Origin of the sequence: Micromonospora matsumotoense, from assembly GCF_050951065.1 — a bacterium.
In the GTDB taxonomy this organism is placed as follows: domain Bacteria; phylum Actinomycetota; class Actinomycetes; order Mycobacteriales; family Micromonosporaceae; genus Micromonospora; species Micromonospora matsumotoensis.
Genome location: NZ_CP192025.1, coordinates 5,699,333 through 5,726,067, shown reverse-complemented (window position 1 = coordinate 5,726,067; position 26,735 = coordinate 5,699,333). Strand labels below are relative to the sequence as shown.

Below are 26,735 nucleotides of genomic sequence, written 5' to 3'. Positions count from 1 at the left end.
GCCCGGCCAGGCCGGTACCGCATGAAGGAGAGGACATCATGATCGATGTCACGCTGGAGTCGGTGAGCAAGCGCTTCGCGCGTGCCGGCGACACCGCTGCCGTCGACGACGTCGACATCAGCATCGCCGCCGGGGAGTTCTTCACCCTGCTCGGTCCGAGCGGCTGCGGCAAGACCACCACCCTGCGGATGGTGGCCGGGTTCTACTTCCCCACCTCGGGGCGGATCCGGTTCGGCACCGAGGACGTCACCCACCGGCCGCCGAACAAGCGCGACACCGGGATGGTGTTCCAGAACTACGCCCTCTTCCCGCACATGTCCGTCGCGCAGAACGTCGCGTACGGGCTGAAGATCCGCAAGGTGGGGCGGGCCGAGTCCGCCCGGCGGATCGACGAGGCGCTCGGCCAGGTCCACCTCGCCGGCTACGGCGACCGCCGGATCGACCAGCTCTCCGGTGGCCAGCAGCAGCGGGTGGCGCTGGCCCGCGCGCTGGTCATCCGGCCGCGTACCCTGCTGCTGGACGAGCCGCTGTCCAACCTCGACGCCAAGCTGCGCGAGGAGACCCGGGTGGAGATCCGGCGCATCCAGCAGGAGGCCGGCACCACCGCCATCTACGTCACCCACGACCAGGCCGAGGCGATGGCGATGTCCGACCGGATCGCCGTGATGGAATCCGGTCGGGTCCGGCAGATCGGCGCCCCGCAGGAGATCTACCACCGGCCGGCGACCGCCTTCGTGGCCCGGTTCATCGGCCGCAGCAACGTGCTCGACCTGCCGGTGGTCACCGCCGCCGCCGAGACGGTCACCGTGGGGCTGCCCGACGGCAGCGAGACCGCCGTCACCGCCCCCGCCGACCACGGCCTGCGCGCCGGGGACACCGCCCTGGTCTCGGTACGCCCCGAGCACCTCGGGCTCACCTCGCCCACCGAGGCCGGCGCGCTCACCGGCCGGGTGACCGAGGTGGAGTTCACCGGCATGGCCACCAACCTCGTGGTCGAGGTGGCCGGCGAGCCGGTGCAGGTCGCCGCGATCGACGTCCCGGCCGGGACCGCCGTCGGTGACCAGGTCGGGCTGCGGCTGAACCGGGAACGGATGTGGGTGGTGCGCCCATGAGTACCATTCCCGCCACGCCGAGCCCGGCCACCGTGCCGCCGGTCACCACGGACCCCGCCCCGCCGAAGGCCGGCCGGCCCCGGCGCGGCCTCAACGCCAACTCGCCCTGGTTCCCGTACCTGCTGGTCTTCCCGCTGGTGCTGATCCTCTTCGGCTACGTGGTGCAGCCGATGTTCGCCACCTTCGCCGAGAGCGTCGGGGTGGACGGGGTGGCCAACTACTCCGAGTTCGTCACCGGCACCGGGGTGGCCCGGTCGGCGCTGCTCACCTCACTGATGATCTCGGCGGCCAGCGTGCTGCTCTGCGGGATCGTCGGGGTGGCGATGGCCTTCCTGCTCAAGCGCTTCTCCTTCCCCGGCCGGCGGCTGATCGAGGCGATCATCCTGGTGCCGGCGGCGCTGCCGCCGCTGATCGGGGCGATCTCGTTCCAGCTGCTCTACAGCGAGACCGGCATCCTGCCGCGCGGCCTGCAACACCTGCTCGGCACCGAGAACCCGGTGCTCCCGTTCACCGGCATCGGCGGGGTGCTGGTGGTGCACACCTTCACCATGTACCCGTTCTTCTACCTCGCCGCGTCCGCCGCGCTGACCGGGATGGACCCGTCGGTGGAGGAGGCGGCCTACAACCTGGGTGCCAGCCGGGTCCGGGTCTGGCGCACCGTGCTGCTGCCGATGCTCACCCCGGCCCTGGTCTCCGCGTCGCTGCTGGTCTTCATGACGTCGCTGGCGTCGTACACCGCGCCGTTGCTGTTCGGGGTGGACCGGACGATGACCATGCAGATCTACATCAACCGCACCAACGGCGACCTGCCGATGGCCTCCACCTACGCCTCGGTGCTCGCGGTGGCCTCGGTGCTGTTCCTGCTCGGCATGCGCTGGTACGAGGGGCGGCGCAGTTACCGCTCCCAGTCCAAGGGCGTCGCCTCGCACCGCCGCGAGATCACCAACCCGTTGGGCAAGTGGCTGGCGCTGACCGCCTCGGTGCTGGCCACCCTGGTGCTGCTCGCCCCGGTGGCGACCATCGCGCTGGTCGCCTTCTCCCGGGACGGTTCGTGGACCACCGAGGTGATCCCGTCGGAGTACACCATGCAGAACTTCGTCACGATCTTCTCCGACCCGGGCGCGTACCGGCCGATCCTCAACTCGTTGCGGATGAGCGTGCTCGCCACGGTGGGCTGCGTGGTGGTCGGCGTGCTGATCGCGTACGCGGTGCGCCGGCTCGACTTCCGGGGGCGCGGGCTGCTCGACGTGGCGGTCATGCTGGCCTGGGCGCTGCCCGGCACGGTGGTGGCGATCAACCTGATCTCGGCGTTCAGCACCGGCAACGCGTTCAGCTTCGGCCAGGTGCTGATCGGCACCTTCTGGATCATGCCGCTGGCGTACTTCGTGCGGTTCCTGCCGCTGGTGTTCCGGTCCAGCTCGGCGACGCTGGCCCAGCTGGACCCGTCGCTGGAGGAGGCCGCCCGCAACCTCGGGGCCCCCTGGTGGCGGGCGTTCGGCACGGTCACCCTGCGGCTGATGCTGCCCGGTGTGCTGGCCGGCGCGCTGCTCGCCTTCGTCAACGGGGTCGGCGAGTTCGTCGCCTCGGTGCTGATCTACACCTCGGAGACGGCACCCATCTCGGTCGAGATCAACAACCGGATGTACTCGTTCGAGGTCGGCACCGCCGCCGCGTACGGCATGCTCCAGGTGGTGTTGATCTTCATCGTGATGGTGTTCTCCGGCCGCTTGCAGAACGGCGGCCGGGCCGCCCGGGAGGCAGTGAAGTGGACGGCGTGACCTGGCCGGCCGGCGGTGGGCTGCTGCCCGCCACCCGGATCCCCGGCGGTGAGCTGGCCGCCGTCGCGGCGGCGGCGGACTACGCGGTGCTGCCCGTCGGCGCCGTCGAGTGGCACGGTCCGCACCTGCCGCTGGGCACCGACCTGATCCTCGCCGAAGGCTTCGCCGCCGAGGCCGGCGGCGGGTCCGGCCCGACCGCCGGGGCCGGTGGCACATCCGATCCGACCGCCGGGGCCGGTGGCGCTGCCGCGTCGGCCGGCGGCTCCTCCGGGGATGCGGCCACCGGCTTCCCCGGGCCGCGCGGGGTGCTCTTCCCGGCGGTGCCGTACGCGGCCTGCCCGGGGCAGACCCGACCCTGGCCGGGGACGGTGTCGATCCGGCCGGAGATCGCCGTCGGCTACCTCGCCGACGTGATCGAGGGGATCGTCGCCGCCGGCTTCCCCCGGCTGCTGATCGTCAACGGCCACGACGCCAACATGTCCACCGTGCGGGCCGCGATGGAATGGGTCTCCGGCCGGCGCACCGCCAGCCTGCTGCTGGTCAACTGGTTCCAACTGGTCACCCCGGCGGAGACCACCGACCTGTACGGGCCGCTGACCGCCCGTGGGCACGGCGGCGCGTACGAGACCTCCGGGGTGCTCGGGTTCGATCCCGGCGCGGTCCGCCTCGACGCCGTGGCCGACCTGCCGCCGAAGCCGAAGCTGCCGGTCGGCCACCCGTACGTGCTGGTCGAGTCCCGTCCCGACCCCTGGCAGGGCTGGTCCGGGCACATCTCGCTGGCCTCCGAGGCGGCCGGCCGTCAGGTCCGCGCCACGGCCGGCGCGCGGCTGCGGGAGATCGTCGCCGCCTGGGTGGCCGCCCCACCGCCGGCCCCACCCACCACCGACCCGCTCCCGGGCGCGACGGCCGACGGCCCGGCCCCGACCACGGACCGCCCGGCCCCGACGGCGGACGGCCCGGCGCCGAGCGGTGCCGCGGCGGCGGACGGATCGACCGGGGGAGTGCGATGAGCGTGGACCGGGGACTCGACATCGTCGACTTCCACCTGCACTTCCGGATCGGCACCGACGAGACGATCCACGCCTGTGAGGACGCCGCCGGGATGCACCCGGGCGGGGAGCACGAACGGGCCGTCCGGGCCGCTGGCTCCGCCCCGTACGCGCGGGCGTGGCGGCAGGCGTGGAGCTTCCCCGACCCCGAGCCGCCCGCCCCGCGCTGGCAGGACGAGGCCGACCGGTGGGCCGAGGAGCTGCGCGCGGTGCAGGTGCGGCGGGCCGTCTTCGTCACCGGCGGCGGCAACGACACCGTCGCCGACGTGGTCGACCGCCACCCGGACCTGCTGCTCGGCTTCGCCCACCACGACCCGTACTCGCCGGGGGCCGCCGACGAGCTGGAACGCGCGGTGACCGAACGGGGCCTGCGCGGGTTGAAGCTGTTCGCCCCGCTGCTGCGCGGCCCGCTGGACCACACCGACCTGGACCCGCTCTGGTCCACCGCCCAGCGCCTCGGCGTGCCGGTGCTGATCCACATCGGCCACTACGGCAGCGCCGGTGGCCTCTCCTTCGGCCGGTACGGCAACCCCGACGAGCTGGCCCGGATGGCCCGCCGCTTCCCCGAGCTGCACGTGGTGGTGCCGCACTTCGGCGTCCAGCACGTGCAGGATCTGCTCTTCGCCGCCTGGGGCTGCCCCAACATCCACGTCGACACCTCCGGCTCCAACCAGTGGGTGCGCTGGATGCCGTACAAGCTGACGCTGGAGGACCTGTTCCGCCGTTGCTACGAGACGATCGGCCCGCAGCGCATCGTGTACGGCAGCGACTCGTCGTGGTTCCCGCGCGGCTACGTCACCCGCTACCTCGACGACCAGCTGCGGGTCTGCCGCGAGCTGGGGATGCCCGACGACCACCTCCGCGCGATCTTCGCCGGCAACGCCGAACGGCTGCTGGGCCTGACCGACCGACCAGCCGAGAACCCGGGACCCGGCCCACGCGCCGCGTCCCGGCCCGGAAGGAAGTAAGGAACCGCCATGAGCGAGCTGACCACCTACCAGCGGCACCACCTGGCCCCGACCTACGACCACCACGTCGGCCAGCTCTACCCGGCGATGGTGCGCGCCAGCCAGGCACACGTGGTGATGCTGACCGAGCAGGGGCTCGTCCCCGCCGAGCGGGGTGCCCGGCTGCTGCGCGGGCTGGCCGCCCTGCGCGCCGACACCACCCCCGCCCCGGCGTTCGACGGCAGCTTCGAGGACACCTACTACCTGCTCGAGAAGAAGCTCGCCGAGGCGTGCGGCGTGCCCCCGTCCGAACTGGACGTGCAGATGGCCCGCAGCCGCAACGACCTGGACGCCGGGGTGTTCCGGATGCTCCTGCGCGGCCAACTGCTCGATGTGCTGGACCGGGTGCTGACCACCGGCCGGACCGCGCTGGACGCCGCCGACCGGTACGCCGACGTGGTGATCACCGGCTACACCCACCGCCGGCCGGCCCAGCCCACCACCATCGGGCACGCCCTGGCCGGTTACGCCGAGGCGCTGGCCGGTGAGGCTGCCGCGTACGCCGACCTGATCGACCAGCTCAACGTCTCGCCGTTGGGCTCCTGCGCGTTCGCCGGCACCGACCTGGCCATCGCCCCGGCCCGGGTGGCCGAACTGCTCGGCTTCGACGGCCTGGTCACCAACTCGTACGAGGCGGTCGCCGGGGCCGATCACCTGGTCCGGGTGGGCACCCTCAACGCCCAGGCCCTGGCCACCGGCGCCCGGTTGGCCCGCACCCTGATGGACTGGCTGACCTGGCAGTGGGTGGCCACCCCCGGCGACTTCACCCAGGGCAGCAGCATCATGCCGCAGAAGCGCAACCCGGTCGTGCTGGAGCACCTGGTGTCGATGGCCGGTGCGAGCGCCGCCGACGCCGCGTCGGTGCTCAACAACGTCGGGGCGGCCTGGTGGGAGGACTCCAACAACGCCACCACCGACGTGCAGGTCCGGCTCTGGGACAGCAACGACCGGGCGGACCGGTTCTTCGCCCTGGTCGGCGGCTTCCTCGCCGAGTTGGAGCCGTTGAACCCGCCCAGCCGCGAGGAGATCGTCGCGTCCGGGGCCACCACCACCGCGGCGGCCGACGCGTTGACCCGGCACGGGGTGCCGTTCCGGGCCGCCCACTCGGTCGTCGGGCGGCTGGTCCGGGCCGGTGCGCCGGACAGTTGGACCGCCGACGGGGTCCGGGCCGCCGCCGAGGGGCTCACCGACCGGCTGACCGACGATGCCGTCGCCGACCTGATCGCCGCCGCCGTCCGCCCCGACCTGGTGCTGGACCGGGTGCAGGTGGACGGGCCGGGAGCCGCCGCCGTCCGCGCCCAGGTCGGCACCCTGCGGGTCGCGTTCACCGGTGTCGCCGACCGCCTCGCCGCGATCCGCGACCGGCTGGCCCGCGCCGACGAGGCGCTGGACACGGTCGCCGCCGAGGTGGCCGGCCGATGAGCGCGTCGAGTGGGCGATCCGAAGTCCGTCCGCCTGCCCGACCGGGGACACCGTCGCGGACGCGACCGGCGAACCGGGTGCGGCGGCGACGGTGGACCAGGTGACCGTGCGGCTGGCCGGCCGGGCCGACGCCGGGACCCGCACCGCCGAACTGCTGCTCGGCATCGACTTCGGCGGGACCAAGATGGCGGTCGGGGTGGCCGACGGCACCGGTCGGCTGCTGGCCCACAAGCGGATCGCCACGCACGCCGAGCGGGGTGCCCCGCAGGCGTTGGACCGGGCCCTGGAGTTGGCCGCCGCGCTGGTCGCCGAGGTCGGCGGGCCGCTCGTGGCGGCCGGCGTGGCTTCACCGGGGGTGGTGCGCCCCGACGGCATCGACCTGGCCCCCAACGTGCCCGGCTGGGAACGGCTGCGACTGGCCGACGCCGTCTCCGACGCCCTCGGGGTGTCCCGGGTGGCGGTGGACAACGACCTGAACGCCGCCGCCCTGGCCGAGCTGCGGCTCGGTGCCCTGCGCGACGCCGACCCCGGCCTGGTGGTGGGGATCGGCACCGGTGTGGCGGCGGCCGTCACCGTGGGCGGCGCGGTGCTCGCCGGTCACCGGGGCGCGGCCGGCGAGATCGGGTATGCGGTGGCCGGTGGCCCGTGGCCCGGCACCATGCTGGAGCTGGACTTCTCCGGCCGGGCGCTGGACCGGTTGGCCGACGAACTGGGGGTGGCCGGGCAGGCGGCCGGGCTGGCCGCCGCCGCCGAGTTGCCCGGCGCGGCCCGGGACGCGCTCACCGCCCGGGTCGACGAGCTGGCCCGGCACCTGGTCACCTGCTGCCTGCTGCTCGATCCGCAGCGGGTGGTGCTGGTCGGCGGGGTCGCCGGCAGCACCCTGATCCGGGGGCTGCTCGTCGACCGGTTGGCCGAGGTGCTGCCGCACCGCCCCGACGTGGTGCTGTCCCGGTTCGCCGACGACGCGGCGTTGCTCGGCGCGGTCACCCTGGCCCGGGAAGCGGTGCCGGCGACCCGCTGACCGGCCAGCTGTGCGTCCGGCCGCGAGGGGCGGACCGGTCGGCCGGGGCGTCCGGCCCGCGAAGGGGGCGGGCCGGACGCCCCGGTGTTCACTTCGGCAGGTTGGCGCTCGACTTGACCAACTGGTACGCCGGCAGCATCGCCTCGAACTCCTCGGTGTCCAGGCCGCCGAGGGTGATCATCAGCTTGCCGTACAGGGTGGACACCAGGATCGCCCGCTTGCGTTCGCCGTCCTCGGTCCAGGTGGCCTCGAAGGCGTCCAGCGGGCCGGCCTTCGTCCGCCGGTACTGCTGCTCCTTCGGAGTGTCGAACGCGGCGAGGTACTTGTCCACCGTGTCCTGCGGGTTCAGCGGCGTGGCCCCGGTGATCTGCCAGACCCGCAGGAAACCGATGTTCCCGGCGGGCTTCGCGTCGATCTCGCAGAGCGGCACGGCCGGGCCGAGGGTGAACTCGGCCCCACCCTTCACCGCCTTGGCCTTCCATTTCGCCGGCACCGAGAACGTCATCGACAGCGTGCAGGCGCTGCCCTCGGGGCCGACCGTGGTGGCGGCGGTGGCCGGGGCGACGTCGTCGTACCAGGGTGGGCCGGCGACGACCGGCGAGGCGGTCGGGCTGGCCGACGGCGCGGGCGAGGCCTTCTGGTCCTCCGTGCTGGCCCGGGCGCAGCCGGCGGTCAGGGTGAGGGTGAGTGCGGCCAGCGCGGCCGTACGTCGGATCATCGGTCTGGGGTCCCCGTTCACATCTCGCCGCCGGTGTGACGGCCGGTGGATGCTAGCGAACGGAGATCCCGCCGTGCTGCCCCGCCGCCGCGCCCGGCCCGGGAACGGCCGACCGCGTCGCGGCTCGCCGGCCCGTCGCGGCGCGACACGCGCCGCGACGGGGACCGAGGTCAGGGGCGGGTGAAGACCAGGGCGACGTTGTGGCCGCCGAAGCCGAACGAGTTGTTCAGCGCCGCCGGCACGTCCAGGTGGCGGACCTTGTTCGCGGCGACGTCCATGTCGAGGCCGTCGTCCGGGTCGTCCAGGTTGATCGTCGGCGGGATGACACCATCGCGGATGGTCAGGATGGTGGCGATCGACTCCAACGCGCCGGCCGCGCCGAGCAGGTGCCCGGTCATCGACTTGGTGGCGGTCAGCACCGGATGGTCACCGAGCGCCCGGTGCAGCGCCTTGATCTCGGCCAGGTCGCCCACCGGGGTCGAGGTGGCGTGCGCGTTGACGTGCACGATGTCGGCCTTCGCCACGTCGGCGTCGGCGATCGCCTTGGCGATGGCCCGGATCGCGCCGGCCCCCTCGGGGTGCGGCTGGACGATGTCGTACCCGTCGGAGGTGATGCCCGCACCGGCGAGCCGGGCGTAGATGTGCGCGCCCCGGGCGGCGGCGTGGTCGGCCCGCTCCAGCACCACGATCCCGGCACCCTCGCCGAGGACGAAGCCGTCCCGGCTCTTGTCCCACGGGCGGGAGGCCAGCTCCGGCTCGTCGTTGCGGGTCGACATGGCCCGCATGGAGCTGAACCCGGCGATCGGCAGCGGGTGGATGACCGCCTCGGTGCCGCCGGCCACCACCACGTCGGCCCGGCCGGAGCGGATCATGTCCAGGCCGAGCGCGATCGCCTCCGCGCCGGTCGCACAGGCGCTCGCCACCGAGTGCACCCCGGCCTGCGCGCCCAGCTCCAGCCCCACCCAGGCGGCGGGACCGTTCGGCATCAGCATCGGGATGGTGTGCGGGGAGACCCGGCGCGGGCCGGACGCCTCCAGGATGTCGTCCTGCGCGAGCAGGGTCAGGGCACCGCCGATGCCCGAGCCCACGCTGGCGCCCAACCGCTCCGGGTCCAGCCCGGAGTCGGCGAGCCCGGAGTCCGCCCAGGCCTGCTGCGCCGCGATGAGCGCGATCGCCTCCGAGCGGTCCAGCCGGCGCAGCTTCACCCGGTCCAGCACCTCGGTCGGCTCCACCGCGAGCTGGGCGGCGATCCGGACCGGGAGCTGGCCGGCCCACTCCTGGGTGAGCGGACTCACCCCGGAGCGGCCGGCGAGCATGGCGTCCCAGGTCGACGCGACGTCCCCGCCCAGCGGGGTGGTCGCGCCGAGCCCGGTGACGACGACGTCGACGCGACTCATATCAGGACTGCGCCTCGATGAAGCTGACGGCGTCCCCGACGGTCTTCAGGTTCTGCACCTCGTTGTCCGGGATCTTGACGCCGAACTTCTCCTCGGCGGCGACCACGACCTCCACCATGGAGAGCGAGTCGACGTCGAGGTCGTCGGTGAAGGACTTCCCCTCGGCCACGTCGTCCGGGTTCACCCCGGCGACCTCTTCGAGGATCTCGGCGAGGCCGGAGGTGATCTCGTCACGGGTCATTGCGGTGGGTTCCTCTCATCGGGGTTTGTTCTCCGCCGGATGGCGGTGCGCCGCGGTCGCCGACCGCGGCGGGTCTTCAGGGGCAGCGGATGACCTGACCGGCGTAGGTCAGGCCGCCGCCGAAGCCGAACAGCAGCACCGGGGCGCCCGAGGGCACCTCCCGCCGCTCGACCAGCTTGGACAGGGCCAGCGGCACGCTCGCCGCCGAGGTGTTGCCGGACTCGACGATGTCCTTGGCGATGATCGCCTGCGGGATGTTCAGCCGCTTGGCGATGCCGTCGATGATCCGCGAGTTGGCCTGGTGCGGCACGAACGCGGCCAGTTCGGACGGGTCGACGCCGGCCTTCTCGCACGCCTGGAGGGCCAGCGGGGCCAGCGCGGTGGTGGCCCAGCGGAACACCGACTGCCCCTCCTGGGCGATGTACGGCCGCCAGCCCTCGATGCGTACCGCGTCGCTCTTGTCCGGCGCGGAGCCCCACACCACCGGCCCGATTCCGGCCGGCTCGTCGCCGGTGGTGGCGGTGACCACCGCCGCGCCGGCGCCGTCGGCGAAGATGATGCAGGTGGAGCGGTCCGTCCAGTCGGTGACGTCGGAGAGCTTCTCGGCGCCGATGACGAGGGCGTTGCGGGACGCGCCGGCCCGGATGGCGTGGTCGACGGTGCCCAGCGCGTAGGCGAAGCCGGAGCAGGCGGTGTTGAGGTCGAACGCGCCGGGGGCGGTGATGCCCAGCTTGGCGGCGACCCGGCAGGCCACGTTGGGGCTGCGGTCGATCGACGTACAGGTGGCGACGACCACCAGGTCGATGTCGGCGGCGGTGAGGCCCGAGTTGGCCAGCGCCTTGTCGGCGGCGGCGGCGGCCATGTCGGCCACCGTCTCGCCGTCGGCGATCCGCCGGCTGACGATGCCGACCCGGTCCCTGATCCACTCGTCGTTGGTGTCGACGAACTGGGCGATGTCGTTGTTGGTCACCACCCGGGAGGGTTGGTAGTGCCCGAGGGCGACGATCCGACTGCCGCTCATGCCTGGCCTCCGATGCGGGCGATGGGTCGGCCCGGCGCGACCGGGTCGTCCTGGTGGGCGAGCCACTCGGTGAGCGGGCCGCTGTCGTGGGCGGTCACCTCGACCAGCCCCTGCCGGGTGGCGACCTGCCCGAGCACCTGACCGGTGCTCAGCTCGGTGCCCTCGGTGAGGCCCTCCGCCGGGGCGAAGGTGCCCACGGCGGGGGCGACGACCACCCGGGAGCGGGACGTCGGCCGGCGACCGGGCGGGCCGCTGTGCCGGGCGATCAGGTCCCGGGCGGCGGGCAGGTCGGCGGGGGTGTTCAGGGTGACGATCTCCGGTGCGCCGGTGGCCTTGAGCTCCCGCTTGACCAGCCCGGCGAGGGTGCCGGCCGGGGGGAGTTCGAGTACGCCGGTGACCCCCAGGTCGGCCAGCGTACGCATGCACAGGTCCCAGCGCACCGGCGCGGTGACCTGCCGGACCAGCCGGTGGACCAGTTCCCGGCCGTGCGGGACGGGAGCCCCGTCGAGGTCGGAGAGCAGGATGCGGGCCGGGTCCGACGGGGTGATCCCGGCGGCGACGGCGGCCAGCGCCGCTTCGGCGGGGGCCATGTGCGGGGTGTGGAACGCCCCGGCGACCTTGAGCCGGATGATCCGGGTCTTCGTCGGGGGCTCGGCGGCGAGCTTGTCCAGGGCGTCGAGCGTGCCGGCGGCGACCACCTGGCCGCCACCGTTGCGGTTGGCCGGGTGCAGGCCGTGGGTGGCGAGAGCGGCGAGCACCTCGTCCGGGTCGCCACCGAGCACGGCGGCCATCCCGGTCGGTGCCAGCGCGCAGGCGGCGGCCATCTCCCGGCCGCGTACCCCGGCCAGGGTGATCGCCGTCTCGGCGGAGAACACCCCGGCCAGTGCGGCGGCGGCCAGCTCGCCGACGCTGTGCCCGGCGACCAGGTTCACGTCGTGCAGGGGCAGGTGCTCGGCCGCCAGTAGCGCGGAGGCCACCAGCAGCGGCTGGGTGCGGGCGGTGTCCCGGATCTCGTCGGCGTCCGCCTCGGTGCCGAGCCGCACCAGGTCGACCCCGGCCGGCACCGACCACCAGCGCAGCCGTGACTCGGCGCCACGCAGCGCGAGCCAGGGGGTCAGGAAGCCGGGCTTCTGGGAACCCTGGCCGGGAGAGAGGACGGCGAGCACGTCTATGACTCTTCCCGATACCCCGGGGTATCCGCTGTGCGGGCAGACACCAAACCGCACTAGAACTCTTGGAGGTTTCCTACAAACATCGGCGATGATCGTCGCCGTTCGGTGCTGCTCAGCGGCCAGCCGGGGTCATTTCTGGCTCGGCGCCCCGGGCGGGACGATCGGATCCAACCGGCCCACCGTCAGCGCCACCTGGAGGGCGAAGGCGTCCCGGGGGGTCAGGGGGGAGAACCCGGTCACCTCGGCGATCCGGCGCAGCCGGTAACGCACCGTGTTGGGGTGGACGAAGAGCGCCCGGGCCGCGCTCTCCAGCGTCCCGCCGGCGGCGAAGAAGGCGTCCAACGTCTCCAACAGCTCGCCGCCGGCGCGTACCAGGGTGGCGTACACGTCGTGGCGCAGCCGGCGGCGGGCCTCGGCGTCACCGGCGAGGGCCCGCTCGGGCAGCAGGTCGGCCGCCGGCACCGGCCGGGGCGCGGTCGGCCAGGCCGGCGCCGCCCGGTAGCCGGCCAGCGCGGCCCGCGCCGAGTCCGTCGCCTCGTCCAGACTGGGTACGGCGGGACCGACCACCACCGGACCCTCGCCGAACGCGGGAAGCAGCTTCTCGGTGGCGGCCATCGGGTCGGCCGCGCCACCGAGCACGATCACCAGCCGGTCGCCGTGTACGCCGCCGATCACCTCCACCCCGATCCGGCGGGCGTGCCGGTAGACGGTGTGCAGCACGGCGGTCACCTCCCCGCCGGGGGACCGGCCCACCGCCACCGCGACCGGTGGCGCGTCGGCCCAGCCCAGCGCGGCGGCCCGGCTGGCCAGCACGTCGGGGGAGTCCCCGCGCAGCAGGGCGTCGACCAGCAGCGCCTGCAACCGGGCGTCCCAGGAGCCCCGGGACTCGGCGGCGCGGGCGTAGACCCGGGCGGCGGCGAAGGCGATCTCCCGGGAGAAGCGCAGCACCGCCTCCCGTAGCTGCTGCTCCTCGCCGGGTGCGGCCAGGTGCGACACCTGCTCCTCGACCACGTCGATGGTCACCTTGATCAGCGCCACCGTCTGCTGGAGGCTGATCGACCGGGCCAGGGCCAGCGGCGCGGTGGCGAACACCTCGTCCGACACCTCCTGGGTGCTGTCCGTGGTGCCGCCGCCGGAGCCCAGCCACTCGACCAGGGACCGGGCGCCGGCCTGCGCCACCAGCATCACCCAGGAGCGCTGGTCGGCCGGCAGCTCGCGGAACCAGGGCAGGCTCTCGTCCATCCGGGTGACGCTGGCCGTGGCCAGCGCCCCCGCCGCCCGTTCGATCCGGCGCAGGGTGGCCGTCAGTCCCATCCCGCCCGACTCGCTCACCGCTCCAGCGTGACATGCCCTGAGCAGGGACTCGACGCCGGCTCCGGGGCAGCCCGCACGGGACGGTCCCGCAGGCGCTGGGGCGCAGGTCGGCGGCGTGCGGTCAGGTCGTGACGGTGACGTGCACCACCCAGCGCACCTGGGGGGACGGGCAGGGGGTCGGCTGGTGCCGGCAGAGGTTGTCGGTGATGGTGGCGACGTCGACCTGCCCGGGGGCGGCGGCCACGTAGCGGGCGACGAGCGGCTGGCCGGTCGGGTAGCCGCCGGTCACGTCGTGCGGCACGACGACCCCGGCGGGGGTGACCGTCGGGGGCAGGTAGTTGCTGGCCAGGCTCACCACGAGCGTGTCACCGACGCGCAGCCTGAGGTCGCGCTGGTTGTCGGGTGCGGTGACGACGACGGTCTGCCCGGCGTCGGTCGGCGGCAGATCGACGACCGTGATGCGCACCGTCCACAGCACGGTCGGCAGGGCGCACGGCGGGGTGGCGTGCAGGCAGGCGTGGTCGGTGCGGGTGGTCAGCTCGGCAGTGCCCGGCGTCACGGCACGCAACGTCGCCAGGAGGGGCTGCCCGGTCGGGTAGCCGCCGCTGGTCGAGACGGGGGTGAGTGCGCCCCCGGTGGCCGTGACCGGCAGGTAGTCGGCTGCCAGGGCCACGCCCAGCGTCTGCCCGACGAACAGGGTGACGGTGCGCTGGTTGTCGGCCTCCCGGACCGTGACGTCGGCCCCGCTCGGCGGGCTGGCGGTGGTCGGTGGGGCGGCGTCGTTGGCGCAGCCCGGCGTCGGCGCCGAGGTGGGGCCGGCGAGCTGGACACCGAAGGTGGTCAACGCGCCCGACGTCAGCACCCCGTTGTACGACGTGTTGGTCGCGGTCGCGGTGCCGCCGGCCGCGCCGATCGAGGTGTTCCACGACGACACGATCCGCTGGCCGTCGGCGAGCGGCCAGGTGACCGTCCACCGGCTGGCGGTCGACGACGAGGTGTTCGCGACGGTGAAGGTGACGACCTGGCCGCCGCTGGCGCCGCTGCCCCATTGGGAGTCGACCCGGACCGTCGCGGTGCACCCGCCGACCGTGGTGGCCGTGGCGGGCGTGCCACCGGCGACCGTGGTCATGCCGAGGGCGACGATGGTGGTGGCGGCGAGGATGCCGCTCGCCGTGAGAACGGACCGCCTGGACGCGATCATGGCCATTCCTCCGATCGGCGGACCTCCGGCCGGTCACGGCGTCGGACGACAGGCGTCGACTGGAAGCCCACGGTTCTGCACCGCACCCTACGACCGCCCTGGCGGGCCGTCAATAGATGATGATCGATGTTAGCGGATGGGGGGCAGTCGGTCCGGGATCATGGCGGTGGCACGGGCAGGGCCAACTCCTGGGCCAGGATCGCCGCCTGCACCCGGCTGCGCAGCGCCAACTTCGCCAGGATCCGGCTGACATGGGTCTTGGCGGTGCTCTCCGCCACCGCCAGCCGGTCCGCGATCTCCTGGTTGGACAGGCCGACGCCCAGACAGGCCAGCACGTCGCGTTCCCGGGGCGTCAACGCGGCCACGGCGGCCCGGTCCGCCCCGCCGACGCCCGGCGCGGTCGCCGCGAAGGCAGTGATCAGTCGCCGGGTCAGGGTCGGGGCGATCACCCCCTCACCCCGGGCCACCGTGCGCACCGCCGCCACCAGACCGGCCGCGTCGGTGTCCTTGAGCAGGAAGCCGGCTGCCCCGGCGCGCAGCGCGCCGAAGACGTACTCGTCGAGGTCGAAGGTGGTCAGCACCAGCACCTCGGCGGTGCCGGCGGCGACGATCTCCCGGGTCGCGGACACCCCGTCCAGCCGGGGCATCCGGATGTCCAGCACCGCGACGTCGGGGCGCAGCTCCCGGCAGAGCCGGACCGCCGCCGCGCCGTCGGCCGCCTCACCCACCACCTCGATCTCCGGCGCCCCGGCCAGGATCAGCACCAGACCGGCGCGCACCGCGTCCTGGTCGTCGGCCAGCACCACCCGCACCGGGGCGGTCACGGCGACGTCCCGGTGGGCAGCGTCGCCCGCACCCGCCAGCACCCGTCCCGCAGGCCGCCGGTGAACTCCCCGTCGAGCAGGATGGCCCGCTCCCGCATCCCGACCAGCCCCGCGCCACCGCCCGGCAGCCCCGCCCCGCCCGCCGTCGGGCCGGCACCGTCCCCACCGTCGGGGACCGGGTTCTCCACCGTCACCACCACCTCCGTCGGCCGGTACGCCACGGTCAGCTCCGCCGTGCCCCCGCCGTGGCGCAGCGCGTTGGTCAACGACTCCTGCACGATCCGGTACGCCGCCAGGTCGACCCCGACCGGCAGTGGTCGGGGCCGGCCCTCGACCGTCGCCCGGACCCGCAGGCCGGCCCCGGTCATCCGGGCCAGCAACCGGTCCAGCTCGTCCAGGCGCACCCGGGTGGCCTCCTCCACCGGATCGACGGTCGGCTCCCGCAGCAGCCCGATGAGCTGCCGCATCTCGGCCAGTCCCTGCACGCTGCTCTCCCGGATCACCCGCAGCGCCGCGTCGACCCGGGGCCGGTCCAGCCCGGGGGCGGACAGCACGGCGGTGGCGTGCAGGGCCACCGCGCTGAGGTGGTTGGCCACCACGTCGTGCAGCTCCCGGGCCATCCGGGCCCGCTCGGCCAGCACCGCCTGCCGCCGGTCCAGCTCGACCAGCCGGGCGGTCTGCTCGGCACGGGCCCGTTCGGCCGCCGCCTGGTCCCGGTACTGCCGCACGCTGACCCCGGTGACCACCGGCAGCACCCCGAGCAGCGCGAACGGCACCCCGACGGCGGCACCCCGCCAACCCCAGGCCAGCAGGCCGAGGGCGGTGCTGCCGATACTCAGCCCGACGGTGACCCGCAGCAGCCAGCGCCGCAACCGGGGCGGGCCGTACACGCACGAGTCGTACAGGACCTGGGTGTAGATCACGGTGCTGCCCACCGAGACGCCGAGCGCGGCGTCGGCCAGCACCGCCACGGTGCCCACCGCCAGACCGGTCCGGGTCGCCACCCGGCGCAGCCCGACGGCCCCGCTCACCGCCAGCAGCGGCAGCAGGAACCACGCCCTCGACACCTGCGGCGCCCAGGGGAACTGGGGTTGCAGGCCGACGCCCCAGACCGCCAGGCCGCCGACGAGGGACGCCCCGGCCAGGGCCAGGTCGCGTCCCGGCCGGCCGGAGCCGGCCCAGCCCGGCATCCGCATGGTCCCGATCCCATCACACCCCGGGGCCGGTCCCCTCCGACCTGCGCAGGAGACCGTCCGCCCGGCCGTCCGTCAAAGGGGGTACGCCGGGCCACCGGTCCGTCGAACGATGGACCCGCAACTCGTCCCCGCCGGTGAGGTGGGCGTCGGTCCGCCCCGGCACGCTGGAACCGAACGGGGAGGTGGGCATGCTGCTGGCCGTCATCATCGGCTGCGAGATCGGGTTCTGGGTGCTGCTCGTCGCCGGGCTGGTCGCCCGGTACCCGCTGCGGCGACCCCGGTGGGGCGCGGCGCTGCTGGTCTGCGTCCCGCTGGTCGACCTGGTACTGCTGGTCGCGGCGGCGGTGGACCTGCGCCGGGGGGCCGTCGCGGACGCCACCCACGGGCTGGCCGCCATCTATCTCGGCTTCTCGGTGGCGTTCGGGCACTCCCTGATCCGGTGGACGGACCAGCGGTTCGCCCACCGCTTCGCGGGCGGGCCGCCGCCGGTGAAGCCACCCCGGTACGGCTGGGCGCGGGCCCGGCACGAGTGGCGGGAGTGGGGGAAGGCCCTGCTCGGCTGGGCCGTCGCGTGCGCCCTGCTCGCCACCGCGATCGTCGTCGTCGGCGACGCCGAGCGCACCCGGGAGCTGTCGAACTGGATCCGCAGCCTCACCGTCGGGCTGCTGATCTGGCTGGTCGCGTTCCCGGTCTGGGAGACGATCTTCCCGCGTCGACCGAAGTCCTGAGACCGGGGTACGCGCTGCACGACGCGTCGGTGCCGGCCAGTACGGTGGCACTGCCGCGCCGGGGTGTCGTCCCGGCGCGCGACGCGAGTGTGAGGAGACCGGGATGGCGCACGGGGAGGCCGAACACGGCTGCGCCCAGGGTGAGCCCTGCCGGCCGGGCCACCACGACCAGCCGGGGGCGGCACGCCCGCACCGCCGGGTGGCGACGGAGCAGGTCTGTCGGGCGGCGGAGCGGGCTGACGACGAGTCGGCGCTGCCCCGCCAGCGCAGCGCCGAGACCACCGAGGGGCCGGCTGCCGGGGAACCGGGCCCGACCGGGCAACCGGACGCGCCGATCCGGGCCTGCCGCAGCGACCTGGCGGGTTGGGCCGGTGCCCACCGGCACGGCCCGGTGCGGCCCGGCCGGCGCCCCCAGCGCCTCCAGCGCCCGCCACACCGCTGGTGCTGACCCGCTGACTCCCCGCCGGCACCTGCGGTCACCGGTCGGGCCGACTGCGGTCACCGGCCCGGCCATCTGCGGTCACCGGCGTGACCAGGTCCGCTGCGTGGCCCTGCCGGCGACGTGACCTCAGCGGGTGCGGCGGCGCACCAGCAGGGCGATGCCTGCCAGGCCGACGGTGATCACCAGCATCACGCCGACGTTGAGCAGCAGCAACCGCTGGAGTTCGGCGATCGCGTCGTCGAGGTCGCGGCCCGGGTTCAGGCCGTCCTCCGGGAGGGTCCGGTCGCCGCCGCCGACGCCGCCGGTGACCGTGTCGAGCCGTCGCTCCAGCGGCACCCCGGCGGCGCGCAGCGTCTCGGACATGGTGAGCCGGCCCAGGAACCAGCCGGCGGTGGTCTTACGCAGGTCGGGCTGCTTGGCCGGGCGGAAGGCCCGGGGACCGCCCTTGGCCAGCGGGTAGAGGTCGTACGTCTGCTTGGGCACGTCCCCGGCGAGCACCACGATGGTGTACTTCGGACCGAGGTCGGCCGGCTTGGGCCCCTTGGCCTCACCGGTGCGACCGAACCAGCTGACCTGGTCGATGACCGCGACCACCTGGGTCGGGGCGGTGTCGGCGCGTAGTCGCAACGGCTCCGTCAGCCCGACGCCGGTGATGTCCACCCCGGCGGGCGGCGTCTTCGGCGCCGCCCGGTGCGCCCCGGCCGCCTGCGCGGTCGGGGCGGTGGTGAGTACCGCCGCCGCCACGACCATGGCAACCACTGCGAGTAGTCGCCTCACCCTTTCGACCATCGCCGCCTCCTCGCCCCGTTCGATGGATGGCTGTGCTGCGGGTCACGTGCGGGTCGGTCGACATCGGTGATCGACCGGGTGTCGCCGGCCCACCTCATAGACTCCCTGGAACATCGCGCGGATGCAGCTCTGGGAACAATATGTGGAACTATCTGCGATCCTGGAACGACCAATGGGCAGCCGCGTGATCAGCGGGCGGATCGTACCTTTGCGGAGGGCTTCATGGGGGGCAGGGTCCCACGGTTGGCGCGGGCGGTGCCAGTGCTCGTCGGCGTGGCGCTCGGCGTGGCGTTGCTGCCGGCGACGCCAGCGTTCGCACACAACTCGCTCACCGGGAGCAACCCGGTCAACGGGGCCAAGGTGGCCACCGCGCCGGCCAAGGTCGAGCTGCGCTTTCTGGCCAAACTGGATCCGGGCCGGACGAAGATCACAGTGGTCGGACCGGACAACATCCCGGCAGCCGGTGGCGCGCCGGCCTTCTCCGGCAGCCGGGTCAGCGTGCCGTTCTCGCCCGGTGCGGCCGGCCTCTACATCGTCGGTTACCAACTGCCCTCCAGTGACGGGCATCCGATCAAGGGGGAGGTGCGGTTCACCCTCACCACCGGCACCGCCGCCGCGCCCCCGTCGGCCACCCCGTCGGCCAGCACCGCCCCGACAACGACGCCGCCGAGCAGCCCGGCACCCGCCTCCCCGTCGGCCACCCCGGTCGCCGCCGCCGACACCGGGGACACCGGCCGGGGCTGGCTCTGGGCGGTCGGCGGCCTGGTGCTGCTCGCGGCGCTCGCCACCGGCCTGGTCCTGCGCCGCCGCTCCGCCCGCCCCTGACCGGGGTACGGCGAGGGGCCCGCCGGTGACCGGCGGGCCCTGACGCGAGGCGTGGTGCCCCTAGACCAGCCGGAGCCGGGCGGCGCGCAGCCGGGTCAGGCTGCGCTCCCGACCGAGCACCTCCAGCGACTCGAACAGCGGCAGCCCGACGGTGCGGCCGGTGACCGCCACCCGGACGGGTGCCTGCGCCTTGCCCAGCTTCAGGCCGCGTTCCGCGCCGACCGCCTCCAGCGTCGACTTCAGCGACTCCGCGTCCCAGGAGTCGAGAGCTGCGTACCCGGCGATCGCCGCGTCGAGCAGTTCGGCCGCCCCGGCCTTCATCGCCTTCGCCCAGGCCGCCTCGTCGATCAGCGGCTCGGCGAGGAAGAGGAAGTCGACGTTCGGCACGATCTCGCTGAGCACCGCGAGCCGGGTCTGCGCCAGCGGGGCCACCGCGGCGAACGCGTCGGCGTCGAACTCCGCCGGCTGCCACGGCGGCGGCGCGATGGTGTCGGTGCCGGTCAGCCAGGGCTGGCAGGCGGCCACGAACTCGTCGACCGGCAGGGCCCGGATGTACCCGCCGTTGAACGCGCGCAGCTTCTTCTCGTCGAAGAAGGCGGGGGAGGGGTTGACCTCGGCCAACCGGAACTCCTCCTCGATCACCGACCAGGGCACGATCTCCCGGTCGCCCGACGGCGCCCAGCCGAGCAGCATCAGGTAGTTGCGCATCGCGGCGGCGAGATAACCCTCGTCCCGGTACGCCTCCAGGGCCACCTTGTCGCGCCGCTTGGAGAGCTTCTGCCGCTTCTCGTTGACCACCACCGGCACGTGGGCCCAGATCGGCGGCTTGACGCCCAGGGCGTCCCAGAGCAGCTGCTGCTTCGGGGTGTTGGGCAGGTGCTCCTCGGCCCGGATCACGTGGGTGATCCCCATCGTCATGTCGTCCACGACGTTGGCGAGCAGGAACACCGGCGAGCCGTCGCCCCGGGCGATGACGAAGTCCTCGATCAGCTTGTTCTCGAAGGTCGGCTCGCCCCGGATCAGGTCGACCACCACGGTCGTACCCTCGTCGGGGGTGCGGAAGCGCAGCGCCCGCCCCTCGCCCGGGGTCAGCCCCCGGTCCCGGCAGAAGCCGTCGTAGCCCTGGTACTGCGAGCCGGTGCGGGCCTGCACCGCCTCCCGGGTGCAGTCGCAGTAGTAGGCCCGGCCGGCGTCGTGCAGCCGCTGGGCGGCGGCCCGGTGCTCACCGGCGTACGCCGACTGGAAGTAGGGGCCCTCGTAGCTGCCCCGGGCGATGCCGATCCAGTCCAACGCGGAGAGGATGCCCTCGGTCCACTCGGGCCGGTTGCGGGCGGCGTCGGTGTCCTCGACGCGCAGCACGAACACCCCGCCCTGCTGCTTGGCGTAGATCCAGTTCTGCAGCGCCGAGCGGGCACCGCCGACGTGGAACATACCGGTCGGGGAAGGGGCGAATCGCACGCGTACCGTCACGCCGCCCAGCCTACGGCCGGGCGCGACCCGGTTTCCCCAGGGGGCCGGACGCCGGTGCCGGGCGCGCGGCGGCAGCGGGCCGGCCCGCCGCTGCCACGCGCCCGGCCCGGTGCCGCCGGCCCCGGCCCGCCACCGGACCGGTGCTCAGCGGACCCCGCGGATCTTGAGGACCAGGGCGCTGCCGAGCAGGGTCACCACGGCGGTCACCGCGTAGAGCGTCGGGTAGCCGCCGAGGTGCACCACGATCGGGGCGGAGAGCGCCGGGCCGAGCACCTGGGGCGCGGAGTTGGCGATGTTGATCACGCCGAGGTCCTTGGCCCGGTCGGTGGCGCGCGGCAGCACCTCGGTGATCAGCGCCGCGTCGACCGAGAGGTAGACGCCGTAGCCGGCACCGAGCAGCACGGCGGCGACCAGCGCCATCGACCAGGTCGGCGCGACCGCCAGCAGCACCGCGGCCACCGCCATCACCACCCCGGAGACGATCACGTAGACCTTGCGCCGGCCGGACCGGTCGGACAGCACCCCGGCCACCACGGCGGTGAGCATCATGCCGACGGTGTAGAGCAGGATCAGCACCAGCAGGCCACCCTCGGGGTCGGGGTAGCGCACCCCGTCGGTGAGGAAGTACAGCAGGTAGAGGGTGCCCAGGGCGTTGCCGATCTGGACCAGGAACCGGGTGATCCAGGCCCAGGCGAAGTCGGGGTGCCGGCGCGGGTCGATCCACATCGAGGCGACCAGCGTGCGCAGCCGCAGCGGCGGGCGGTGTGCCCGGGGCAGCGGGTCGTCGCGGGTGAGCAGCGCGAACGGCAGCGACAGCAGCACCACCACCAGCGCCATCGCCGTGTAGCCCGGCACGGTGCCGCTGACCAGGGCGGTGACCAGCACCGCGCCGAGCACCAGGCCGAGCGCCTGCGGGATGCCCACCCAGCCGGAGACGCCGCCGCGCTGGACGACCGGCACCCGGTCGGGGATGGCGGCGGTGAGGCTGGCCAGCATCGCGTTGAAGCAGACCTGGGCGGCGACCCAGCCCAGCGCCACCCCGGCGATGGTCTGCTGCCGGGCCAGCAGCAGCAGCGCCAGCGCGCCGAGCACCGCGCCGCCGGCGGTCCAGACGTGCCGGCGGCCGAACTCCCGTCCGCCGATGCGCAGGCAGGTGCGGTCCGACAGGGCCCCGGCGAGCGGGTTGGCCAGCACCGCGGCGAGCGCGCCCAGCCCGGTGACGACGGCCAGCATCGCCTCCTTGTGGTCCGGGGCGATCCGTTCCACCTGCTGGGGCAGCAACACCTGGATGGGGGTGAAGAAGGCCATCCATACCCCGAGGTTGGCCGCGAAGATCAACGCGATCCAGCTCCGCCGCACCGGCACGACCGGGTCGGCGAGCGCCGCCGGCAGCGAGGCCGGCGTGGGGTCGACGGTGGTCACTCCCGGCCGACCTGGGATCGGTACCAGGCGTACGAGGACTTGGGCGTGCGGGTCCCGGTGGCGAAGTCGACGTGCACCAGGCCGAAGCGCTTGGTGAAGCCCTCCGCCCACTCCCAGTTGTCCAGCAGCGACCAGACGAAGTACCCGGTCACGTCGACGCCCTCGTCGATCGCCGCCCGGACGGCGCGCAGGTGCCCGTCGAGGTAGGCGATCCGGTCCGGGTCGGACACCCGGCCGTCGGCGTCCGGGACGTCGTCGTAGGCGCAGCCGCCCTCGGTGACCTGGATCGGCGGCAGCGCGTCGCCGTACCGGTCGCGCAGCCCGACGAGCAGGTCGCGCAGGCCGTCCGGGACCACCGGCCAGTCGAACGCGGTACGCGGGTACCCCTCCAGCGGGACCAGCTCGAACGGCAGCGGCGAGCCGGCCTCGGGGGCGCGTACCCCGGTGGGGTTGTAGTAGTTGACCCCGAGCACGTCGAGCGGCGCGGCGATCACCGCCAGGTCGCCGTCGCGGACCACGCCCGGGTCGAAGCCGTCCGGGTAGCCCCGGCCCAGCAACGGGTCGGTGAACAGGTGGTTGTGCAGGGCGTCGTACGCCGCCGCGGCGGCGTGGTCGGCGTCGGTGTCGCCGTGCCGGACCACCGGCGAGTAGTTGTTGGCGATGGCCACCGGCGCGGTGCTGTGGGCGCGCAGCGCGGCGACCGCCAGCCCGTGCCCGAGCAGTTGGTGGTGGGCGGCCGGGAAGGAGTCGAAGAGCAGGGTCCGGCCGGGGGCGTGCTCCCCGGTGCCGTGGCCGAGGCTCAGGTGGATGAACGGCTCGTTGAGGGTGATCCAGAGCTTCACCCGGTCGCCGAGGCGGGCGGCGGTCAGGTCGGCGTACTCGGCGAAGTGGCCGGCGGTGTCCCGGTTGAGCCAGCCGCCGGTGTCCTCCAGGGGCTGCGGCAGGTCCCAGTGGAACAGGGTGGCGACCGGGTCGATGCCGGCGGCCAGCAGGTCGTCGACGAGCCGGTCGTAGAAGTCCAGGCCGGCGGCGTTGACCGGGCCGGTCCCGCCGGGTCGCACCCGGGGCCAGGCGATCGAGAACCGGTAGGCCGAGACCCCGAGCCCGGCCAGCAGCGCGACGTCCTCCCGGTGCCGGTGGTAGTGGTCGCAGGCCACGTCGCCGGTGCTCCCGTCGATGATCCGGCCGGGCGTGTGGGCGAAGGTGTCCCAGATGGATGGTCCCCGGCCGTCGGCGTCGGCGCCCCCCTCGATCTGGTACGCGGAGGTGGACACCCCCCAACGGAAGCCGGCGGGGAAACCGGGGATCGGTGCGGTCGTCATCCACCCTCCAAAACGCGAAACGTGCTCGCACTCTAGGGCGCGAAGTCCGCGAGCGCTATAGGTGCGAAGCAATGCGGGCGCAAGGGCTCTCGGCGTGTCTTTTTCCAAACACGTCCCAGTAAGTCCGATTTAGCGCATAGAGTGCGGAATATCGCGGATGTCCTCAGTGGGGGAAGAAAAGAATGATCCTCGTCGAACGCAGTGCGCACGTGACGGCGCCGGTGGAAGCGGTCTGGGAAGTCGTCCAGCGGGCCGAGCAGCTGCCCGCCTGGCTGGCCGGGGTCCGGGCCGCCGAGGTCCTCTCGGGGGAGGGCTTCGGCCGCCGACAACTCGTCCAGGCCGGGCGCGGCTCGGCGCACGAGGCCGAGGTGATCGCCTACCAGGAACCCACCCTGATCGGCTGGCGGGAACGCGCCAGGGGGGCCGGTGCCCGGGCCGAGGCGCGCACCGAGATCTACGTGCAGCTCACCGCCGACGAGGAGGAGGGTGGCACGATCGTCCGGCTGATCGTGGTCCGTTGGCCGGCCGGCCCGGTCAAGGGCGCCCTACTGCGCCTCGGGCTGCGTCGGGTCGGCGCCGACCTGGAGGACTCGCTGGCCCGCCTCACCGACCTGGCCGCCGTCGGCTGACCGGCCGCCTTCCCGCGTCACCCGCACCCGGCGGTGGCCGGCCTCCCTGCCAGGGACGCCGGCCACCGCCGTCCTCGTGCTCCGTCGTCGCCGGCCGTGGGCTCCTTCGGACGGCTGCTGGTCGTCGGCGTGCCGGCGGTCGCCTACGGCGCGGTGTGGCCCGCCGAGGGGACGAACAGGCGGTCGAGGTGGTAGGTGAGGATGCGCAGGGCGGCCTCGGCGTCGCGTTGACCGCCGAGGACGCTGGAACCGAGGCCGTTGGTCAGGGCGAGCAGGCCGGCGGCGGTGAGCCCGGGGTCCAGTTCGGCGTGCGCGTCGCCGGCCTGCTGGGCGGCGCGGAGTTGGTGGGCGAGCAGGCGTTCGAGCAGGTCGGGGTGGGGTGCTCCGTGCCTGGTCAGGTCCGGTTCGGCGAGGACCAGGCTGTAGAAGGCGGCGTAGGTGCGGGTCAGCCGGACGCTCTCCGGATCGGTCGGCAGGATCGCCGTCAGGGTGCCGGACACGACGTCGCGCGGGGTGGGCGGCGATCCGAGCGCGGCGATCCGCCGGGCGACCCGGGCCCCGAGTTCCTCCGCGAGGTAGCCGAGCGAGGCCAGGAGCAGTTCGTCCTTGGTGTGGAAGTAGTACTGCACCAGTCGTACCGACACCTCGGCCGCCGCCGCGACCTCACGCATGCTGGCGTGCTGCAGCCCGCGCTGTTCGGCGATCCGCAACAGCGCGCCGGCGATGTGCCGGCGTCGCTGGTCGTGGTCGACGCGTTTGGGCATGGGCACCGTCCAGTTCGGAGACACTTTTCTGATACGGTCGTATCATGAAACCGCCGGCACGGATCGGCGATTCCACCAGCGACCGCGCCCGGAGACGATTCCACACCCTCCGGCGCCAGGCCCCGGCACGTCGCCGCCGGGTCGGGAGCCTCCCGACACCCTGCGCCGGGGCGGCACCGCCGACCCCGCCGCGCCCCAGGACGACACCGTCCCGCCGAAGGAGGAAGTGCATGCGACGACGCGCACGACAGGCGGTGGTCGTGGCGACCATGACGGCCGCGCTGCTCGGCACGATCACGGCCGTCCCCGCCACCGCGGCCACCCCGGGTCTGGTCCGCACCGGTGCCGGCTGGCTGCGGGGCACCGTCGACGACCAGGTACGCAGCTATCAGGCCATCCCCTACGCGGCGCCGCCGGTCGGCGAGCTGCGCTGGCGGGCGCCCCAACCGGTCCCCGGCTGGGCCGGGGTACGGGACGCCACCGAGCCGGGCAGCTCCTGCCCCCAGCCGGACCCGTTTCAACCCGGCGCGGTGTGGGGTGACGAGGACTGCCTGTTCGTGAACGTGACGACGCCCACCCGGCCGGCCCGGCCACGTCCGGTGCTGGTGTGGCTGCACGGCGGCAGCTTCACCGGTGGCGCCGGCGCCGACTACGACCCCCGGCGGCTGGCCGCCGATGGTGGGATCGTGGTCGTCACCGTCAACTACCGGCTGGGGGTGCTGGGCTACCTCGGGCTACCCGGGCTGGCCGGCTCCGGCACGTTCGGCCTCCAGGACCAGCAGGCCGCCCTGCGCTGGGTACGCCGCAACGCGGCGGCGTTCGGCGGCGACCCGCACGACGTCACCGTCGCCGGGCAGTCGGCAGGCGGGATGAGTGTCTGCTCCCAGCTCACCTCGCCCTCGTCCGCCGGACTGTTCGACAGGGCGATCATCCAAAGTGGTTCCTGCCTGACCAGCTGGCCCGACAAGCTGTTCGGGTTCGGCCTTCCCGCGGGCTCCCCCTGGTCACCCCTGGCGCAGGTGCAGCAGGCCGGCGAGGAGGCCGCCGCGGCGCTCGACGCCGGCCGGCCCGGCCCCGAGCGGTGCGCCCCCGGGACGGCGCCGGTGACCTGCCTGCGCGGCATGACGCCGCAGACCCTGCTCACCGCCACCGTCGGCGACCAGGGCACCGTCAACTCGATGTTCGACACCCTGGCCTACGGCACGCCCACGCTGCCCCTCCTGCCCGCCGAGGCCCTGCGGCGGGGAGCGTTCCACCGGGTGCCGGTGTTGTCCGGCAGCACCCGCGACGAGCACCGCAGCTTCCTCGCCTTCAGCCCCCCGATCGACGCCCTTGCATACCGGCAGCTCCTGGACGCGGCCTTCGGCGCACCGGCGGGCCGGGTCGCCGACCGGTATCCGGTCACCGACTTCGACTCGCCGACCGCCGCCTGGGCGGCGGTCGCCACCGACCGGATCTGGGCCTGCCCCACCCTGGCCGGCGACCGCCTCCTGGCCCGCCACACGCCGGTGTACGGCTACGAGTTCACCGACCGCGACGCCCCGCCACCCGCGCCCTGGATCACCGAACCGCTCGGCGCCTACCACGGCAGCGAGCTGCCGTACCTGTTCGACATGGCGGACCGCAGCCTGGGCGACGGACACCGCCAGCTGGCCGCCGACATGATCGACTCCTGGGCTGCCTTCGCGGCGACCGGTAGGCCCGCCGCTCCCGGCGCCGCACCCTGGCCCCGGTTCCGCAGCGCCACCGCCGAGGTCCGCACGCTGGCGCCCGGCAGCGGGGGCCAGCGCACCGACTTCGGCGCCGAGCACCACTGCGACCTGTGGGCGGATCTGGCAACGGGGTGAGGTGGCCCGACAGCGACGCAGCGA

General features: G+C 74.1%; 25 protein-coding genes. 11 read left to right on the top strand and 14 right to left on the bottom strand.

Annotation, left to right across the window (positions count from 1 at the left end; genetic code table 11):
• Positions 1-38 precede the first annotated feature (38 nt).
• From ACQP1S_RS24195 to ACQP1S_RS24170, 6 genes are all read left to right on the top strand, one after another.
• A complete protein-coding gene (locus ACQP1S_RS24195) occupies positions 39-1,112 on the top strand; it encodes an ABC transporter ATP-binding protein (RefSeq protein WP_432899505.1) in 1,074 nt (357 codons plus the stop codon).
• Positions 1,109-2,890: an ABC transporter permease gene (locus tag ACQP1S_RS24190; protein WP_432899502.1), complete on the top strand. Its 1,782-nt coding sequence runs from the start codon at positions 1,109-1,111 to the stop codon at positions 2,888-2,890. The genes ACQP1S_RS24195 and ACQP1S_RS24190 overlap by 4 nt, the downstream gene beginning before the upstream one ends.
• Entirely contained in the window at positions 2,878-3,900 is a 1,023-nt protein-coding gene (locus ACQP1S_RS24185; RefSeq protein ID WP_432899499.1) for a creatininase family protein, read from the top strand. Before ACQP1S_RS24190 ends, ACQP1S_RS24185 begins: the two co-directional genes overlap by 13 nt.
• Positions 3,897-4,907, top strand: coding sequence for an amidohydrolase family protein (locus ACQP1S_RS24180; protein ID WP_432899496.1), 1,011 nt, complete (start codon positions 3,897-3,899; stop codon positions 4,905-4,907). Before ACQP1S_RS24185 ends, ACQP1S_RS24180 begins: the two co-directional genes overlap by 4 nt.
• 9 nt (positions 4,908-4,916) lie before the next feature.
• Positions 4,917-6,368 carry a lyase family protein gene (locus ACQP1S_RS24175; RefSeq protein ID WP_432899493.1) on the top strand — a complete coding sequence of 484 codons (1,452 nt, stop codon included), beginning with the start codon at positions 4,917-4,919 and terminating at the stop codon, positions 6,366-6,368.
• Between the two features lie 100 nt (positions 6,369-6,468).
• Positions 6,469-7,389 (top strand): ROK family protein, encoded by a 921-nt coding sequence (locus ACQP1S_RS24170; RefSeq protein WP_432899489.1) that lies wholly within the window; start codon positions 6,469-6,471, stop codon positions 7,387-7,389.
• An 88-nt stretch (positions 7,390-7,477) separates the two neighbouring features.
• On the opposite strand, the gene ACQP1S_RS24165 is transcribed toward ACQP1S_RS24170, so the two are convergent.
• From ACQP1S_RS24165 to ACQP1S_RS24125, 9 genes are all read right to left on the bottom strand, one after another.
• Positions 7,478-8,107, bottom strand: coding sequence for a lipoprotein (locus tag ACQP1S_RS24165; RefSeq protein WP_432899486.1), 630 nt, complete (start codon positions 8,105-8,107; stop codon positions 7,478-7,480).
• A gap of 170 nt (positions 8,108-8,277) precedes the next feature.
• Positions 8,278-9,504: a beta-ketoacyl-ACP synthase II gene (fabF, locus tag ACQP1S_RS24160; RefSeq protein WP_432899483.1), complete on the bottom strand. Its 1,227-nt coding sequence runs from the start codon at positions 9,502-9,504 to the stop codon at positions 8,278-8,280.
• Between the two features lies 1 nt (position 9,505).
• Positions 9,506-9,745, bottom strand: coding sequence for an acyl carrier protein (locus ACQP1S_RS24155; protein ID WP_067313076.1), 240 nt, complete (start codon positions 9,743-9,745; stop codon positions 9,506-9,508).
• Positions 9,746-9,821: 76 nt separating this feature from the next.
• A complete protein-coding gene (locus tag ACQP1S_RS24150) occupies positions 9,822-10,766 on the bottom strand; it encodes a beta-ketoacyl-ACP synthase III (RefSeq protein ID WP_432899479.1) in 945 nt (314 codons plus the stop codon).
• The gene (locus ACQP1S_RS24145) at positions 10,763-11,932 is read right to left on the bottom strand and encodes an acyltransferase domain-containing protein (RefSeq protein WP_432899476.1); all 1,170 of its coding nucleotides are present in this window, start codon (positions 11,930-11,932) and stop codon (positions 10,763-10,765) included. The genes ACQP1S_RS24150 and ACQP1S_RS24145 overlap by 4 nt, the downstream gene beginning before the upstream one ends.
• Positions 11,933-12,067: 135 nt before the next feature.
• Positions 12,068-13,252 carry a PucR family transcriptional regulator gene (locus tag ACQP1S_RS24140; protein ID WP_176738813.1) on the bottom strand — a complete coding sequence of 395 codons (1,185 nt, stop codon included), beginning with the start codon at positions 13,250-13,252 and terminating at the stop codon, positions 12,068-12,070.
• 121 nt (positions 13,253-13,373) lie between these two features.
• A complete protein-coding gene (locus ACQP1S_RS24135) occupies positions 13,374-14,453 on the bottom strand; it encodes a cellulose binding domain-containing protein (RefSeq protein WP_432899473.1) in 1,080 nt (359 codons plus the stop codon).
• A 158-nt stretch (positions 14,454-14,611) separates the two neighbouring features.
• Positions 14,612-15,277 (bottom strand): response regulator, encoded by a 666-nt coding sequence (locus ACQP1S_RS24130; RefSeq protein ID WP_176738789.1) that lies wholly within the window; start codon positions 15,275-15,277, stop codon positions 14,612-14,614.
• Complete coding sequence (locus ACQP1S_RS24125) at positions 15,274-16,473, bottom strand: sensor histidine kinase (protein WP_432899469.1); 1,200 nt, start codon at positions 16,471-16,473, stop codon at positions 15,274-15,276. Before ACQP1S_RS24125 ends, ACQP1S_RS24130 begins: the two co-directional genes overlap by 4 nt.
• A gap of 188 nt (positions 16,474-16,661) precedes the next feature.
• Between ACQP1S_RS24125 and ACQP1S_RS24120 the strand changes: the two genes are divergently transcribed.
• Both ACQP1S_RS24120 and ACQP1S_RS24115 read left to right on the top strand, forming a co-directional pair.
• On the top strand, positions 16,662-17,201 hold the full coding sequence (locus tag ACQP1S_RS24120; protein ID WP_432899466.1) for a hypothetical protein: 540 nt from the start codon (positions 16,662-16,664) through the stop codon (positions 17,199-17,201).
• A gap of 103 nt (positions 17,202-17,304) precedes the next feature.
• A complete protein-coding gene (locus ACQP1S_RS24115) occupies positions 17,305-17,649 on the top strand; it encodes a hypothetical protein (protein WP_363669395.1) in 345 nt (114 codons plus the stop codon).
• 120 nt (positions 17,650-17,769) lie between these two features.
• On the opposite strand, the gene ACQP1S_RS24110 is transcribed toward ACQP1S_RS24115, so the two are convergent.
• On the bottom strand, positions 17,770-18,432 hold the full coding sequence (locus tag ACQP1S_RS24110) for a hypothetical protein (protein WP_091238190.1): 663 nt from the start codon (positions 18,430-18,432) through the stop codon (positions 17,770-17,772).
• A gap of 222 nt (positions 18,433-18,654) precedes the next feature.
• Here ACQP1S_RS24110 and ACQP1S_RS24105 point away from each other — a divergent pair, with 222 nt between their 5' ends.
• Entirely contained in the window at positions 18,655-19,257 is a 603-nt protein-coding gene (locus ACQP1S_RS24105; protein WP_432899461.1) for a copper resistance CopC family protein, read from the top strand.
• A gap of 60 nt (positions 19,258-19,317) precedes the next feature.
• On the opposite strand, the gene gltX is transcribed toward ACQP1S_RS24105, so the two are convergent.
• The 3 genes from gltX to ACQP1S_RS24090 form a co-directional block, all read right to left on the bottom strand.
• The gene (gene gltX, locus ACQP1S_RS24100; RefSeq protein WP_432899458.1) at positions 19,318-20,727 is read right to left on the bottom strand and encodes a glutamate--tRNA ligase; all 1,410 of its coding nucleotides are present in this window, start codon (positions 20,725-20,727) and stop codon (positions 19,318-19,320) included.
• 144 nt (positions 20,728-20,871) lie between these two features.
• Positions 20,872-22,149, bottom strand: coding sequence for an MFS transporter (locus tag ACQP1S_RS24095; protein ID WP_091238182.1), 1,278 nt, complete (start codon positions 22,147-22,149; stop codon positions 20,872-20,874).
• Positions 22,146-23,471, bottom strand: coding sequence for a GH1 family beta-glucosidase (locus ACQP1S_RS24090; RefSeq protein WP_432899454.1), 1,326 nt, complete (start codon positions 23,469-23,471; stop codon positions 22,146-22,148). Before ACQP1S_RS24090 ends, ACQP1S_RS24095 begins: the two co-directional genes overlap by 4 nt.
• A 182-nt stretch (positions 23,472-23,653) precedes the next feature.
• Between ACQP1S_RS24090 and ACQP1S_RS24085 the strand changes: the two genes are divergently transcribed.
• Positions 23,654-24,100: an SRPBCC family protein gene (locus ACQP1S_RS24085; RefSeq protein ID WP_091238177.1), complete on the top strand. Its 447-nt coding sequence runs from the start codon at positions 23,654-23,656 to the stop codon at positions 24,098-24,100.
• Between the two features lie 143 nt (positions 24,101-24,243).
• On the opposite strand, the gene ACQP1S_RS24080 is transcribed toward ACQP1S_RS24085, so the two are convergent.
• Positions 24,244-24,864: a TetR/AcrR family transcriptional regulator gene (locus ACQP1S_RS24080; protein WP_432899450.1), complete on the bottom strand. Its 621-nt coding sequence runs from the start codon at positions 24,862-24,864 to the stop codon at positions 24,244-24,246.
• A gap of 230 nt (positions 24,865-25,094) precedes the next feature.
• On the opposite strand from ACQP1S_RS24080, the gene ACQP1S_RS24075 reads away from it, so the two are divergent.
• On the top strand, positions 25,095-26,711 hold the full coding sequence (locus ACQP1S_RS24075) for a carboxylesterase/lipase family protein (protein ID WP_432899447.1): 1,617 nt from the start codon (positions 25,095-25,097) through the stop codon (positions 26,709-26,711).
• The last annotated feature ends 24 nt before the right edge of the window (positions 26,712-26,735 follow it).

Bases quoted from the DNA above. Each gene is read 5' to 3' on its own strand.
- ACQP1S_RS24195 (WP_432899505.1), top strand. From the start codon at position 39: ATGATCGATGTCACGCTGGAGTCGGTGAGCAAGCGCTTCGCGCGTGCC.
- ACQP1S_RS24190 (WP_432899502.1), top strand. From the start codon at position 1,109: ATGAGTACCATTCCCGCCACGCCGAGCCCGGCCACCGTGCCGCCGGTC.
- ACQP1S_RS24180 (WP_432899496.1), top strand. From the start codon at position 3,897: ATGAGCGTGGACCGGGGACTCGACATCGTCGACTTCCACCTGCACTTC.
- ACQP1S_RS24175 (WP_432899493.1), top strand. From the start codon at position 4,917: ATGAGCGAGCTGACCACCTACCAGCGGCACCACCTGGCCCCGACCTAC.
- ACQP1S_RS24165 (WP_432899486.1), bottom strand. From the start codon at position 8,107: ATGATCCGACGTACGGCCGCGCTGGCCGCACTCACCCTCACCCTGACC.
- fabF (WP_432899483.1), bottom strand. From the start codon at position 9,504: ATGAGTCGCGTCGACGTCGTCGTCACCGGGCTCGGCGCGACCACCCCG.
- ACQP1S_RS24155 (WP_067313076.1), bottom strand. From the start codon at position 9,745: ATGACCCGTGACGAGATCACCTCCGGCCTCGCCGAGATCCTCGAAGAG.
- ACQP1S_RS24150 (WP_432899479.1), bottom strand. From the start codon at position 10,766: ATGAGCGGCAGTCGGATCGTCGCCCTCGGGCACTACCAACCCTCCCGG.
- ACQP1S_RS24140 (WP_176738813.1), bottom strand. From the start codon at position 13,252: ATGGGACTGACGGCCACCCTGCGCCGGATCGAACGGGCGGCGGGGGCG.
- ACQP1S_RS24135 (WP_432899473.1), bottom strand. From the start codon at position 14,453: ATGATCGCGTCCAGGCGGTCCGTTCTCACGGCGAGCGGCATCCTCGCC.
- ACQP1S_RS24125 (WP_432899469.1), bottom strand. From the start codon at position 16,473: ATGCGGATGCCGGGCTGGGCCGGCTCCGGCCGGCCGGGACGCGACCTG.
- ACQP1S_RS24120 (WP_432899466.1), top strand. From the start codon at position 16,662: ATGCTGCTGGCCGTCATCATCGGCTGCGAGATCGGGTTCTGGGTGCTG.
- ACQP1S_RS24115 (WP_363669395.1), top strand. From the start codon at position 17,305: ATGGCGCACGGGGAGGCCGAACACGGCTGCGCCCAGGGTGAGCCCTGC.
- ACQP1S_RS24110 (WP_091238190.1), bottom strand. From the start codon at position 18,432: ATGGTCGAAAGGGTGAGGCGACTACTCGCAGTGGTTGCCATGGTCGTG.
- ACQP1S_RS24105 (WP_432899461.1), top strand. From the start codon at position 18,655: ATGGGGGGCAGGGTCCCACGGTTGGCGCGGGCGGTGCCAGTGCTCGTC.
- ACQP1S_RS24090 (WP_432899454.1), bottom strand. From the start codon at position 23,471: ATGACGACCGCACCGATCCCCGGTTTCCCCGCCGGCTTCCGTTGGGGG.
- ACQP1S_RS24085 (WP_091238177.1), top strand. From the start codon at position 23,654: ATGATCCTCGTCGAACGCAGTGCGCACGTGACGGCGCCGGTGGAAGCG.
- ACQP1S_RS24080 (WP_432899450.1), bottom strand. From the start codon at position 24,864: ATGCCCAAACGCGTCGACCACGACCAGCGACGCCGGCACATCGCCGGC.
- ACQP1S_RS24075 (WP_432899447.1), top strand. From the start codon at position 25,095: ATGCGACGACGCGCACGACAGGCGGTGGTCGTGGCGACCATGACGGCC.